The organism is Mycobacterium sp. (genome assembly GCF_032162105.1).
GTDB lineage: Bacteria > Actinomycetota > Actinomycetes > Mycobacteriales > Mycobacteriaceae > Mycobacterium.
In genome coordinates this window covers 1-13,611 of record NZ_JAVRPS010000685.1, presented here as the reverse complement: position 1 = coordinate 13,611, position 13,611 = coordinate 1, and the positions used below count along the sequence as shown (strand labels likewise).

Genomic DNA, 13,611 nt, shown 5'->3' with positions numbered 1-13,611 from the left:
ACCACCACGGTGCCGTCGAAGTCGTCGGGCAGTGCGGTCAGGCCGCACCCGACGGCATGGCCGGTGCCCAGCTGCTCGTCCTGAACCGCGATGTCGATCCGGCGACCCAGTTGGTCGGCGAGTGCCTCGACGGCGGCCGACACCGGTTCGCGATCCTGACCGACCACCACGACGAGATGCTGCGGGGCGACCTTGGCGGCCGCGTGCAACGCGTGCGAGAGCATGCTGCGGCCGGCCAGGGTGTGCAGCACCTTCGGGGTGTCCGACCGCATCCGGGTACCGGCCCCAGCGGCCAGGACGATGACGGCGGCCTCGCCTCTTGTCGTCATGAACCTCTCCCGTGCCGAGGCTGTCCGCTCGCTCGGCAAGCCTCACTGCTGAGGCTGTCTGCTCGCTCGGCAAGCCTCACTCGCCGCTCCGTCGCCAGGACTCGAACCTGAACTATCTGAACCAAAATCAGAGGTGCTGCCGATTACACCACGACGGACTGTCGGTGTGACTTTAGTCGACGTCCTACGGGCAGAGAGCAGGTGCGGAGCCACTCGGGGCATAGGCTCAGGCAGTGGCCGCACCGGAGAAGGAGGCGCGCGCACCCCGCGCGCGCATGACTGGCACCGAGCGGCGTCAGCAACTCGTCGAGATCGCCAAGTCGCTGTTCGCCGAGCGTGGCTACGACGCCACGTCCATCGAGGAGATCGCCCAGCGCGCGAACGTCTCCAAGCCCGTCGTGTACGAACACTTCGGCGGCAAGGAGGGGCTGTACGCGGTCGTGGTGGACCGCGAGATGTCGGCACTTCTCGACGGCATCACGTCATCGCTGACCAACAACCGCTCCAGGGTCCGCGTCGAGCGGGTGGCGCTGGCGCTGCTCACCTACGTCGAAGAGCGCACCGACGGCTTCCGGATCCTGATCCGCGACTCGCCGGCCAGCATCGCGTCGGGCACCTACTCCAGCCTGCTCAACGATGCCGTGTCGCAGGTGGCGTCGATCCTGGCCGGCGACTTCTCCCGCCGCGGCCTCGACCCCGAGCTCGCGCCGCTGTACGCCCAGGCGCTGGTGGGTTCGGTGTCCATGACGGCGCAGTGGTGGCTGGACACCAGGGAACCCAAGAAGGAAGTCGTGGCCGCGCACCTGGTCAACCTGATGTGGAACGGTCTGACCCACCTCGAGGCGGACCCCCGGCTGCAGGAGTAGCTCAGCCCAGGTCGCGGGCGAGCATGTCCTCCGTCGTCTCCCGCCTGACCAGCTCGCGGACCCGCCCGTCGCGGACCGCGACCACGGGTGGCCGCCCGACCATGTTGAACGTCGACGCCATGCTGTGGTGGTACGCACCGGTGCAGGCCACCGCCAGCAGGTCACCGGGATGCAGGTCGGCAGGCAGCTCGACGTCGTGGGCGACGATGTCGCCGGCCTCGCAGTTCCTGCCGACGACGGTGACGGTCTGCGACGGACCGAGCGGATGGCGGTTGGCGACCGTCACCGTGTAGCGCGCCCCGTAGAGCGCCACCCGCGGGTTGTCGCCCATTCCGCCGTCCACCGCCACGAACGTGCGGCCGCCCGGTCGATGCTTCACGGCCACGACGCGGTAGCAGGTCACCCCGGCGCGGGCGCACATCGCGCGGCCCGGCTCGACCGCCACCTTCGGCCTCGGGAAGCGCTCGGCGGCGCAGGCCGCGTCGAGCGCGTCGTCGATGACCCTGGCCAGCTTGCCGAGGTCGAGTTCGCCGTCACCGGCGACGTACGGCACGCCGTGGCCGCCGCCGATGTTCAGCTCGGTCAGCACCACGCCGTACCGGGCCCGAACGTCCGCCATCAGCGACACCATCTTGTGGATCGCCTCGCCGTACGGGGCGGGGTCGGTGACCTGCGAGCCGAGGTGGCAGTGCAGTCCCGCCAATCGCAGCAGCGGCTGATCGAGCACGCGGCGCACGGCAAGGGCGGCCTGCCCGTCGGCGATCGTGAAGCCGAACTTCTGGTCGACGATTCCGGTGGTCACCGCGGCGTGGCCGTGGATGTCGATACCCGGTGCGACCCGGATCAGGACCTCCTGCGGCCGACGCAACTGGCTTGCCAGCAGCGCGATTTCGGTGCCGCAGTCGATGACGATGCGCCCAACGCCTGCGTCGGCGGCCGCGCGCAGTTCACCGGTGGTCTTGGCGTTGCCGTGCACGACGATGCTTCGCGGATGCACGCCGCCGGCCAAGCCGGTGGCCAGTTCGCCTGGCGAACACACGTCGAGGCCCAATCCCTCGTCGGCCACCCACCGGGCGACCTGCTTGGTCAGAAGCGCCTTGCCCGCGTAGGTGATCCGCACCCCGGGCAGCGCCGCACGGTAGCGGCGGGCCCGGTACCGGAAGTCGGCGTCGTCGAGCACGTACGCCGGCGTGCCGAACTGATCGGCCACCTCGCAGAGCGCGACGCCGCCGACGCACAGCCTGCCGTCGACGTCCACCCGCGTGGTGAGCGGCCAGAGGTCGGGATCGACGCGCATCGCAGCGGCATGGTGAAGGGACGGCATTACATCGAGAAGAGTCACGTTTCAACCGTGCGCGCGGGATACCCCCATCAGGACGATCTTGACGGTCTCCTCGTGCCAGGCGCCGGAATTTTGACGAGGTCCGTCCTCATAGAATGGATGGATCATGACCGTAGCGGGGCACACGTCTGTCCAAACCCCGATTGCGGGGCTCGTCGAGCTGGCACTGACCGCTCCCACGTTCACCGACCTCATCGACCGAGCCGCCGGGCGGCCGGCCGAACTCGCCATGGTCGGCCCCGCAGGCGCGCGGGTGTTCGTCGCCAGCGCGCTGGCCCGCACCGCGCCGCTGCTCGTCGTCACCGCCACCGGGCGGGAGGCCGACGACCTCACCGTCGAACTGCGCGGTGTACTCGGCGACGCGGTCGTGCTGTTCCCGTCATGGGAGACGCTGCCGCACGAACGGTTGTCGCCGGGCGTGGAAACCGTTGGCGCCCGCATGATGGTGTTGCGTAGGCTCGCCCATCCCGACGACGCCCGGCTCGGCCCGCCGCTGCGGGTGGTGGTCACCGCGGCACGCTCGCTGCTGCAGCCGATGGCGCCCGACCTGGCCGAGATCGAGCCGGTGACGTTGACGGTCGGCGCAGAGGCAAACTTCGAGGACGTCATCGCACGCCTGGTCACGCTGGCCTATACCCGTGTCGACATGGTCGGCAAGCGGGGGGAGTTCGCGGTCCGCGGCGGCATTCTCGACGTGTTCCCGCCCACCGCTGAGCATGCGGTGCGCATCGAGTTCTGGGGCGACGAGGTCTCCGAGATGCGGATGTTCGCGGTCGCCGATCAGCGCACCATCCCCGAGATCGCCGTCGAGACCCTGGTCGCGGTGCCGTGCCGCGAACTGTTGCTCACCGATGACGTGCGGGAGAGGGCCGCCGCGTTGGCGGCCGAGCTGCCGACCGTGGAGAACCGGGTCGGCGACACCCTCGCCGAGATGCTGACCAAGCTCGCCGAGGGCATCCCGGTCGACGGCATGGAGGCGCTGCTGCCGGTGCTGCGGCCGACCGAGCTCGCGCTGCTGCACGACCAACTGCCCGCGGGCACGCCGGTGCTGGTGTGCGACCCGGAAAAGGTGCGCACCCGCGCCGCCGATCTGATCAAGACCGGCCGAGAGTTCCTCGAGGCGTCGTGGTCGGTGGCCGCGGTCGGCGGGGACGCGCCCATCGACATCGAGCATCTGGGCGGCTCGGGGTTCCGCGACCTCGACGAGGCCCGCTCCGGCGCCACCGAGAGCGGCCATCCGTGGTGGACGCTGAGCCAGCTCGGCAACCAGTCGGCCCTCGAGGTGGACGTCCGCCCGTCCCCGTCGGCGCGGGGTCAGCAGCACGACCTCGACGAGCTGTTCGCGATGTTGCGGGCCCACGTCGCGACGGGCGGGGTCGCCGCCGTCGTCACCCCCGGCGCAGGTACCGCGCACCGCATCGTCGAGCAGTTGGGTGAAGCAGACACTCCCGCAATGCTTTTGGAGTCCGGAGCGCCGCCGAAGCCGGGAGTGGTCGGGGTGCTCAAGGGCCCGCTGCGGGACGGCATTGTGATACCGAGCGCTGCCCTCGTAATCATCACCGAGACCGATCTGACCGGCAACCGCGCCGCGGCCACCGAGGGCAAGCGGCTGGCCGCCAAGCGTCGCAACGTCGTCGACCCGCTCGCGCTGACGGCGGGCGACCTGGTCGTGCACGACCAGCACGGCATCGGCCGGTTCGTCGAGATGACCGAACGCATCGTCGGCGGCGCGCGGCGGGAGTACCTGGTGCTCGAGTACGCATCGGCGAAGCGTGGTGGCGGATCCGACAAGCTCTTCGTGCCGATGGATTCGCTGGATCAGCTGTCACGCTACGTCGGCGGCACCGAACCCACGCTGAGCAGGCTCGGCGGAAGCGACTGGACCAACACCAAGACGAAGGCGCGGCGAGCCGTCAGGGAGATCGCCAGCGAGTTGGTGGCGCTGTATGCCAAGCGGCAGGCGGCGCCGGGGTACGCGTTCGGGCCGGACACCCCGTGGCAGGCCGAGATGGAGGACGCGTTCGGGTTCACCGAGACCATGGATCAGCTGACCGCCATCAACGACGTCAAGTCGGACATGGAGAAGCCGGTGCCGATGGACCGGGTGATCTGCGGTGACGTCGGCTACGGCAAGACCGAGATCGCGGTCCGCGCGGCGTTCAAGGCGGTGCAGGACGGCAAGCAGGTCGCCATCCTGGTGCCCACGACGCTGCTCGCCGACCAGCACTTGCAGACGTTCACGGAGCGGATGAGCGGGTTCCCGGTGACCGTGAAGGGACTGTCGCGGTTCACCGACAGCACCGAGTCACGCGCCGTGCTCGAGGGTATGAAGGACGGCTCGGTCGACATCGTGATCGGCACCCACCGTCTGCTGCAGACCGGGGTGACCTGGAAGGACCTCGGGCTGGTCGTGGTCGACGAGGAGCAGCGGTTCGGCGTCGAGCACAAGGAGCACATCAAGTCGATGCGCACCCACGTCGACGTGCTGACCATGAGCGCCACCCCGATCCCGCGCACCCTGGAGATGAGCCTGGCGAGCATCCGCGAGATGTCGACGATCCTCACCCCGCCCGAGGAGCGCTTCCCGGTGCTCACCTACGTCGGGCCGCAGGACGACAAGCAGGTGGGGGCGGCGCTGCGCCGCGAGTTGTTGCGCGACGGCCAGGCCTTCTACATCCACAATCGGGTCCGCTCCATCGACGCCGCAGCGGCCCGGGTCCGGGCGCTGGTGCCGGAGGCCCGCGTCGTCGTCGCGCACGGGCAGATGCCCGAGGAGGCGTTGGAACGCACCGTCGAGGGGTTCTGGAACCGCGAATACGACATCCTGGTGTGCACCACGATCGTCGAGACCGGCCTGGACATCTCCAATGCGAACACGCTGATCGTGGAGCGCGCCGACACGTTCGGCCTGTCGCAGCTACATCAGCTGCGCGGCCGGGTTGGTCGCAGTCGCGAGCGCGGCTACGCGTACATGCTGTATCCGCCCGAGGCGCCGCTGACCGAGACCGCCTACGACCGGCTGGCCACCATCGCGCAGAACAACGAGCTCGGCGCGGGCATGGCCGTGGCGATGAAGGACCTCGAGATCCGCGGCGCAGGAAACGTGCTCGGCGCCGAACAGTCCGGCCACGTCGCGGGTGTGGGCTTCGACCTCTACGTGCGGCTGGTCGGCGAAGCCGTCGAGGCCTACCGTGCCGTGGTCGACGGCGAAACCGTTGCGGCCGTGGAGGAGCCGAAGGACGTGCGCATCGACCTGCCAGTGGACGCGCATCTGCCACCGGACTACATCGGCAGTGACCGGCTGCGGCTGGAGGGTTACCGCAGGCTTGCTGCGGCACCCGACGACGCAGGCATCGCCGCGGTGGTCGAGGAACTGGTGGACCGGTACGGCCCGCTGCCCGAACCGGCCCAGCGTCTCGTCGCGCTGGCCCGGTTGCGATTGCTGTGCCGCGAGTACCACGTCACCGAGGTGAGCGCGGTCTCGGAGTCGAACGTGCGCATCTCGCCGTTGCCGCTCATGGATTCCCAGCAACTTCGGCTCAAGCGGATGTACCCGAGCGCCACCTTCCGTGCCACCACGTCTACCGTGGTGATGCCCATTCCGCGGACGGGCACCGGTATCGGCGCGCCCCGGATCCGCGACCTCGAACTGGTGCGCGTAGTGGCCGGTTTGCTTCTGGCGCTGGATGGCAGACCGGAAACGGATGTTGATATAACGAACCTCACCGGAGGTGCGGCGATGGGCGCCCGCGCGAAGAGCAGAGGAATAACATGAGCGCTCGCGCGAAGAGCACGGGAACCGCATGAGCGCTCGCGCGAAGAGCAGAGGGAATCGATGAACGAGCGGCGCCAAGCGCAATGACCGTCGTCCTGGTCGACCCGCGCCGTCCTTCGCTCGTTCCCGTGGACGCCGTCGCGCTGCTCGCGGGAGATGTGCAGTACACCGAGGAAATGCCGGTCAAGGTGCCCTGGTCGTTGCCTGCCGCGCGGCCTGCGTACGAGGGTGAGGACGCGCCCGTGCTGCTGTCCTCGGACCCCGACCATCCGAAGGTCAGGGCGCGTCTTGAGGCGGGCGAGAGGGTGATTTCGGCGCCAGGCCCGGCGCGCGGTGATCGGCTCGTCGACGCGGTCGCGCTGATGGACCGGCTCCGGACGTCCGGCCCGTGGGAGAGCGAGCAGACCCACGACTCGCTGCGCCGGTACCTGCTGGAAGAGACCTACGAGCTGTTCGACGCGGTGCGCAGCGGCAACGCGAACGAACTGCGCGAGGAGTTGGGCGACGTCCTGCTGCAGGTGCTCTTCCACGCCCGCATCGCCGAGGACGCGACGCCGTACCCGTTCACGATTGACGACGTCGCCGACGCGTTGGTGCGCAAGCTGAGCAACCGCGTTCCGGCCGTGCTTGCCGGAGAGCCGATTTCGCTCGACGAGCAGCTCGCCCAGTGGGAGGAGCGCAAGGCTATGGAAAAGTCGGTGAAGTCGCGCATGTCATCCATGGATGACGTGCCGACCGGCCAGCCGGCGCTGGCGTTGACCCAGAAGGTTTTCAAACGCGCCACCGCGGCGGGTCTACCTCCGGATCTGATTCCGGAGGGAATGGTGTCGATCGGGTTGGCGCTCGGCGACGACGCCGAGAACTCCCTGCGCTCAGCGACGTTGGAGTTCATGGACACCGTCCGCAAGGTGGAGCACGCCGTCGCCGCCAGCCGACGCCCCGACGACGTGCCCGAGGTACTCGACATCGCTCAGCTCGGGGTCGTCACCGAGGAGGAGTGGCGCGCGCACTGGCCCACGGTCGAGCCGGAGCGCGAGCTTGACGAGCCCGAGCCCGAGCCCGAGGTGGACGAGGTCGAGACCGTCGAAGCCGAGGGTGACGCGCCGGTCGAGCCCGAAGAGACTGAAGAGGCTCCCGAAGAGACTGACGAGTCCGCAGAGCCTGAAGGGTCCGAAGAGCCGGTTGAGTCAGACGAGGCCGTCGACGAGCCGGAGCCGCCCGATCAGGATAAGAGCGTCGAGCCCCAGTAGGCCGACGAATCGCCCTCACGCAGTCCCGGCGGGCAGGCGAAAACCGCTGTACCCGTATGGAAGATGTACTCGTTGAGCGCGTCGCCGGACATCTGGGCCAGCACCGGGATGAAGTTCGTCGTTGGGCTCCGCACGAACGCGATGAAGAACAGCCCGGCATCGAGGTGCCCGAAACCGTCGGAACCGTCGGTGAAGTTGTACCCGCGGCGCAGCATCTTGACCCCGCCCACATGATCAGGTGCCACCAACCGGACGTGGGCGTCGACGTCGACCAGCGGCGTGCCCTTGGCGTCCTTGATGTCGAAGTCCACCTTCGCGAACTCGTTGTCGTAACCGTTGGGTGCGCCGCTGCCCTTCTGCCTGCCGATCACCCGCTCCTGCTCGAGCAGCGTCGTCCGGTCCCACGCCTCGATGCGATTGCGGATGCGCCGCGTCACCAGGTAGGTGCCGCCAGCCAGCCAGTCGGGTCCGTCACCCTTGGCAACCCAGACGTTCTTGTCCAGCGCCTCGGTGTCCTCGGCCTTGAGGTTGTTCGTTCCGTCCTTGAAGCCGAGCATGTTTCGCGGAGTGGACTGTTCGCGCGTCGTCGAGGACGTGCGGCCGAACCCGAGTTGCGAATACCGCACTGCGACCGTGCCGAATCCGACGCGCGCCAGGTTGCGGACGGCGTGCACGGCCACCTGCGGGTCATGCGCGCATGCCTGCACGCAGATGTCCCCACCGCACTTGGCGGGGTCGAGGATCTCGTTGGTGAACTTCGGCAGATCGGCGAGCCCTGCCGGGCGCTGGGCGGCGATCCCGAACCTGTCCTTGCCGTCCTTGGTGAAGAACGACGGCCCGAACCCGATGGTCAGCGTCAACGCGGACGGAGGCAAGCCCAGCGCCTCGCCCGTATCTTCCGGCGGCGCATAGGGATTGCCCCCGACAGCGCCCTCCGGCACCGCATCGTGGCCCTGCGTCATCCGCTCGGCCATCGCGGTCCACTGCTTGAGCAGGTCGACGACTTCGTCGCGGTCGTCCGTCGTGACGTCGAACGCACAGAAGTGCATCCGGTCCTGCTGCGAGGTGATGATGCCGGCCTGGCGCTCACCGCGGAACGGAACGGCTTGGTCCAGGCCGCCAAAGTCGTTGCTGGCCGCTGACGCCCGGCCGGCGAGCGCGCCTGCGCCCGCCGCGCCGACCACCGCGGCCGTCACCCCCGCGGCGCCGAACAGCTTGCGCCTGGACATACCTGGACGCGACGGATCCGGTTCTGCCGCGGGGGTTTCCGTGCTACTGGGATTGCTACTGGGGGGCAATGACACCTTGCACCTGGCTGACTTCCTTGGACAGTGCGTCGACCGCCCGTGACAGCTCCTGGCGCTGCGGCTCGGTCACCTTGTCGTAGGAGACGAATCCGTCGCCCTCGCGGTACTTCTCGAGCAGCGCTTCGACCTCGGCGAACCTCTGGTCCACCTTCTTGCCGAGTTCGGCGTTTCGCTCGTCGAGGATGGGCCGCACCGATGCGACGGCGGTCTGGCTGCCCTCGACGTTGGCCTTGAAGTCCCACAGGTCGGTGTGGCTGAAGATGTCCTCCTCGCCGCTGATCTTCTTGGCCGAGACCTCGTCGAGCAGCCCCTGCGCACCGCCGGCGATCCGAGTGGAGTCGATGGTGTAACCCGGTGCCTTGACGCCGTCGTCGAGTTCCTTGACATCGGCGACCAGCTGATCAGCCATCGCGTTGGTGTCCGGCTGCAGGCCGGTGACCCACAGGTCCTTCTCGAGGCGGTGGAAGCCAGTCCACTTCTGCCCGGGCTCCACGTCGGCCTCCCGCAGGTCGATGCGTGGATCGAGGTCATTGGGGAAGGATTCCGCGACCGGCTCGATGCGCTCGTAGTAGGTGCGGGCGATCGGGAACTGCGCCTTGGCCGCAGGGATATCGCCCTTCTTGATCGCGGCGACGAACACGTCGACGGCAGGGATCAGCGCTTCGGTCTGGCTGTTCACGTACCGCTTGTAGTTATCGGCGGCTTCCTTGAACTTGCCCTCGGTGTCGATCTGCACGGTGTCGCCGGTGACCTTGAAGTCGCCGCGGAGGCCGTCGCCGATCATGCCGGGCTTGCATGCCGTCTTGTAGGTGCCGGGCTCACTGAGTTGCACGACGAGCTTGCGCTCGAGGCCTGGGGAGATGTTCTCCACCTCGCCCATCACCCTCTCGCCATCGCCGTAGACGTAGAACTCGGTGACCTTGGTGCCGTTGTTGGTGATCACGAACGTGCTCGCACCCGGGCTGGCCTCGGTGCCCGACAGCGCGCACTCGGTGTCGGAGGCGTTCACCGTGATCTGGGCGGGTCCGGCCTTGCCGCCGTCGGTGGCCACCGCCTCCTTGGCGGTGCAGCTGGTCAGCGAGACGCCGGTCAGCAGCGCCGCGACCGCGGCGACGCCCGCCTTGGCCCATGGCCGAGCAGACGCAAAATGCCCCGCCGCGTGGCGTGTCGGGGTGAATTTGCGTCTGTTCGCGACGGAAATCGTGCTCACGTAGTCGACCTTTCGGATGCGGTAGCAGACTCCGATTCGGAAGTCGGATCGGAGTGGGAGGGAGCGGTGTCGGGTGGTGGCCCACCGCTCGGTTTGGCCGGCTTGTGCGTCGGGCGCAGGAACAGCGCCAGCACGATGACGAGGTAGGCCAGCCATGCGGCCAACTGCAGGACCGTCGGCGTCGGCGTGACGTTGAAGATGCCCTGAATGACCTCGCCGTACCAGGACGACCAGTTGAACCAGGAGCTGATGTCGAAGGCCCTGTTGGGCAGGCCGGGCAGCCAGCCCACCGTCTGCAGGGCACCGATCCCGTACGACAGGATGCCCGCGGCGACGATGATCAGGAACACGCCGGTGTAGGAGAAGAACTTTGCCAGGTTGATCCGCAGCGCGCCCACGTACATGCCGTAAGCGAAGGCGACCGCGATCAGCACGCCGACGATGAGGCCGGCAAGGGGCCAGGCGGTTTCGGCTTCGGCGTAGCCGACCATGAACAGCGCCGTCTCGACGCCTTCGCGTCCGACCGCAAGGAAGGCCAGCGACAGCACGGCGAGGCCGCCCGTCTCGAGCGCCCGTGCCATCTCGCCGCGCAGCTCACCGGAGAGCGTGGCGGCGGCCTTCTTCATCCAGAGCACCATCGTCGTGACGATCGCGACGGCGACCAGGGACGCGATGCCCGCGATGGCCTCGGCGGCCAGACCGGAGATGGTGTTCTCGCCGAACTGGATGATCAGGAATACCGCGATCGTCATCGCGATGGCGGCCGCGACACCCAGCCAGACCCACTTCAGGGCGTCCCGCCGGTCCGACTTGACCAGGAAGGCAACCAGAATGGTGACGACGATGGCGGTTTCGAGGCCCTCGCGCAGGCCGATCAAACCGCTACCGAACAGTTGCGAGGAAACGCTTACACCGGCTGCGAGAACCGACACCGACATGTCTCCGACGGCAGTCATCGTTTCGCTGATCCTTTCGAGTACCAAGCATTGGCTATCCAATGCTAGGTATGGCTGACCTTAGCAGCGCCTGCGGGGGATTTGCACCGCTCCCCGGCGCTACGCGGGAGCACTCCCCGCGCGTGGGACGATGGCCCTAATTCGAGTCGGTCGAGGGAGTCCGGTGTCGCCAGTGCGTTGGCTGCGGGCCGTCGCAGTCATTTGCGCTACGGCCCTGCTCATGGCATCCAGCTGCTCCTGGCAGCTCGGCATCCCGATACCCGAGGGGGTGCCCCCGCCTGCGGGTGACCCGGTGCCCCAGATCGACACGCACGCCAAGGGCCGACCCGCCGATCAACTCCACGACTGGGCGATGCAGCGCGCGCCGGCCCTCGACATCCCGGTCACCGCGCTGGAGGCCTACGCCTATGCGGCGCGGGTAGCCCAGGTGGAGAACCCGAGCTGCCATCTGGCGTGGACCACGCTGGCCGGCATCGGGATGGTGGAGAGCCATCACGGCACCTACCGCGGCGCGGTGGTCGCGCCGAACGGGGACGTCAGACCGCCCATTCGCGGGGTCCGGCTGGACGGGTCGCTGGGCAACCTGCAGATCGCCGACACCGACGGCGGCAAGCTCGACGGCGATCCCACGCTGGACCGGGCGATGGGGCCCATGCAGTTCATCCCCGAGACGTGGCGGCTGTACGGCGTCGACGCCAACAACGACGGAGTGATCAGCCCCGACAACATCGACGACGCGGCGCTGTCGGCGGCAGGCTACCTGTGCTGGCGCGGCAAGGACCTCGCCAAACCGCGCGGTTGGATGGACGCGCTGCGCGCCTACAACCTCTCCGACCAGTACGCCCGCACGGTCCGCGACTGGGCCACGGCCTACGCCGACGGGCACCCGCTGTAGGTCTTCGGAGTCGGGATCGGCGTCGGGTTGGCGGCCCCATTAGGCTAAGTGCGCCATCACCGAATCAGGTACCAACCGACCACGTTCAAGGAGATGTCCAGTGCCCATCATCGAGCAGGTCGGCGCACGCGAGATCCTCGACTCCCGCGGCAATCCCACGGTCGAGGTCGAGTTGGCCCTGATCGACGGCACGTTCGCCAGGGCCGCGGTGCCCTCCGGCGCGTCGACCGGCGAGCACGAGGCCGTCGAGCTGCGCGACGGCGGTGATCGCTACGGCGGCAAGGGTGTGGAGAAGGCCGTGGAGGCCGTCCTCGACGAGATCGCGCCCGCCGTCATCGGGCTCAACGCCGACGACCAGCGTCTGGTCGATCAGGCGCTGCTGGACCTCGACGGCACGCCGGACAAGTCGCGGCTGGGCGCCAACGCGATCCTCGGCGTCTCGCTGGCCGTGGCGAAGGCCGCCGCCGACTCCGCCGGGCTGCCGCTGTTCCGCTACATCGGTGGGCCGAACGCGCACGTCCTGCCGGTCCCGATGATGAACATCGTCAACGGCGGCGCCCACGCCGACACCGGTGTCGACGTCCAGGAATTCATGGTCGCACCGATCGGAGCGCCGTCGTTCAAGGAGGCGCTGCGCTGGGGGGCTGAGGTCTACCACTCGCTGAAGTCGGTGCTGAAGAAGCAGGGCCTTTCCACCGGCCTGGGTGACGAAGGCGGCTTCGCCCCCGACATCGCAGGCACCAAGGCCGCGCTCGACCTGATCAGCTCGGCCATCGAGGGGGCCGGGTTCAAGCTCGGTGCCGACATCGCACTGGCACTCGACGTCGCCGCCACCGAGTTCTACACCGACGGCACCGGTTACGCGTTCGAGAAGGAGACCAGGACCGCCGCGGAGATGACGGCGTTCTACGCCGAGCTGCTCGACGCCTATCCGCTGGTGTCGATCGAAGACCCGCTCTCCGAGGACGACTGGGACGGCTGGGTGGCGCTGACGACGGCCATCGGCGACCGCGTCCAGATCGTCGGCGACGACCTCTTCGTCACCAACCCGGAGCGCCTCGAGGAGGGCATCGAGCGGGGTGCGGCCAACGCGCTGCTGGTCAAGGTGAACCAGATCGGCACCCTCACCGAGACGCTGGACGCCGTCGCCCTGGCCCACAACAGTGGCTACCGGACCATGATGAGCCACCGCTCCGGCGAGACCGAGGACACCACCATCGCCGACCTCGCCGTCGCCGTGGGCAGCGGGCAGATCAAGACCGGCGCACCTGCGCGCAGCGAGCGGGTCGCGAAGTACAACCAGTTGCTGCGCATCGAGGAGGCCCTCGGCGACGCCGCGCGCTACGCCGGCGACCTGGCCTTCCCGCGGTTCTCGCCTGCGAGCCAGTAACTTTTCCTTCATGCCCGACGCGAAGCGGCCAGACCCGAAGCGGCGCACTCCCGCGTCGCGGCCGGGCAAGCCGGGGGAGTCGGGTCGTGGCAGGCCACGGGGTGCCTCGCCGGTGCAACGGGAACCCCGCGCCGCATCGCCGCGGGCCGCCGCATCGGAACAGCCCGAGGCGACGGAGAAGACCGAGAAGCCTGCCGCCGTCGAACCCATCAGGCAGGCGATCGCCGAGGCCGCCGAGCAGCAGTCCGAACAGCGGTTGGGTTCGGCTGCCCGGCGGGCGGCGATCCTGGC

At 68.6% G+C, this 13,611-nt stretch carries 10 protein-coding genes, 1 tRNA gene and 1 pseudogene; 6 read left to right on the top strand and 6 right to left on the bottom strand.

The features are described 5' to 3' along the window. Positions 1-329: NTP transferase domain-containing protein (locus tag QOC69_RS34635; RefSeq protein WP_526447120.1), on the bottom strand; the 329-nt coding region annotated here is incomplete at its 3' end. 86 nt (positions 330-415) lie between these two features. Continuing rightward, positions 416-487 (bottom strand) — tRNA-Gln (locus QOC69_RS34630). A 117-nt stretch (positions 488-604) separates the two neighbouring features. Here QOC69_RS34630 and QOC69_RS34625 point away from each other — a divergent pair. Beyond that, positions 605-1,195 carry a TetR/AcrR family transcriptional regulator gene (locus QOC69_RS34625; RefSeq protein ID WP_184438997.1) on the top strand — a complete coding sequence of 197 codons (591 nt, stop codon included), beginning with the start codon at positions 605-607 and terminating at the stop codon, positions 1,193-1,195. Between the two features lies 1 nt (position 1,196). Here the strand turns inward: QOC69_RS34625 and lysA are convergent, their stop codons facing one another. After that, complete coding sequence (gene lysA, locus QOC69_RS34620) at positions 1,197-2,537, bottom strand: diaminopimelate decarboxylase (RefSeq protein WP_526447118.1); 1,341 nt, start codon at positions 2,535-2,537, stop codon at positions 1,197-1,199. 106 nt (positions 2,538-2,643) lie between these two features. Between lysA and mfd the strand changes: the two genes are divergently transcribed. Next, entirely contained in the window at positions 2,644-6,312 is a 3,669-nt protein-coding gene (gene mfd / locus QOC69_RS34615; protein WP_526447116.1) for a transcription-repair coupling factor, read from the top strand. Positions 6,313-6,395: 83 nt separating this feature from the next. Continuing rightward, positions 6,396-7,562 carry a nucleoside triphosphate pyrophosphohydrolase gene (locus tag QOC69_RS34610; RefSeq protein ID WP_526447114.1) on the top strand — a complete coding sequence of 389 codons (1,167 nt, stop codon included), beginning with the start codon at positions 6,396-6,398 and terminating at the stop codon, positions 7,560-7,562. On the opposite strand, the gene efeB is transcribed toward QOC69_RS34610, so the two are convergent. The 3 genes from efeB to efeU form a co-directional block, all read right to left on the bottom strand. Further along, positions 7,535-8,791 (bottom strand): iron uptake transporter deferrochelatase/peroxidase subunit, encoded by a 1,257-nt coding sequence (gene efeB / locus QOC69_RS34605; RefSeq protein ID WP_526447112.1) that lies wholly within the window; start codon positions 8,789-8,791, stop codon positions 7,535-7,537. The two genes, QOC69_RS34610 and efeB, sit on opposite strands and share 28 nt — an antisense overlap. 55 nt (positions 8,792-8,846) lie before the next feature. Then, entirely contained in the window at positions 8,847-9,947 is a 1,101-nt protein-coding gene (gene efeO, locus QOC69_RS34600) for an iron uptake system protein EfeO (RefSeq protein ID WP_526447122.1), read from the bottom strand. Positions 9,948-10,075: 128 nt separating this feature from the next. Further along, positions 10,076-11,035 carry an iron uptake transporter permease EfeU gene (gene efeU, locus QOC69_RS34595; RefSeq protein WP_526447110.1) on the bottom strand — a complete coding sequence of 320 codons (960 nt, stop codon included), beginning with the start codon at positions 11,033-11,035 and terminating at the stop codon, positions 10,076-10,078. Positions 11,036-11,198: 163 nt separating this feature from the next. Between efeU and QOC69_RS34590 the strand changes: the two genes are divergently transcribed. The 3 genes and pseudogenes from QOC69_RS34590 to QOC69_RS34580 form a co-directional block, all read left to right on the top strand. Beyond that, positions 11,199-11,930, top strand: coding sequence for a lytic transglycosylase domain-containing protein (locus tag QOC69_RS34590; RefSeq protein WP_526447108.1), 732 nt, complete (start codon positions 11,199-11,201; stop codon positions 11,928-11,930). Between the two features lie 100 nt (positions 11,931-12,030). Continuing rightward, positions 12,031-13,320 (top strand): phosphopyruvate hydratase, encoded by a 1,290-nt coding sequence (gene eno, locus QOC69_RS34585; protein ID WP_526447106.1) that lies wholly within the window; start codon positions 12,031-12,033, stop codon positions 13,318-13,320. A 10-nt stretch (positions 13,321-13,330) separates the two neighbouring features. After that, positions 13,331-13,611: pseudogene (locus QOC69_RS34580) on the top strand (septum formation initiator family protein); the annotation flags it as partial.

Excerpts from the sequence above, each read along its gene's own strand:
- QOC69_RS34625 (WP_184438997.1), top strand. The coding sequence starts at position 605 with ATGACTGGCACCGAGCGGCGTCAGCAACTCGTCGAGATCGCCAAGTCG.
- mfd (WP_526447116.1), top strand. The coding sequence starts at position 2,644 with ATGACCGTAGCGGGGCACACGTCTGTCCAAACCCCGATTGCGGGGCTC.
- QOC69_RS34610 (WP_526447114.1), top strand. The coding sequence starts at position 6,396 with ATGACCGTCGTCCTGGTCGACCCGCGCCGTCCTTCGCTCGTTCCCGTG.
- efeB (WP_526447112.1), bottom strand. The coding sequence starts at position 8,791 with ATGTCCAGGCGCAAGCTGTTCGGCGCCGCGGGGGTGACGGCCGCGGTG.
- efeU (WP_526447110.1), bottom strand. The coding sequence starts at position 11,035 with ATGACTGCCGTCGGAGACATGTCGGTGTCGGTTCTCGCAGCCGGTGTA.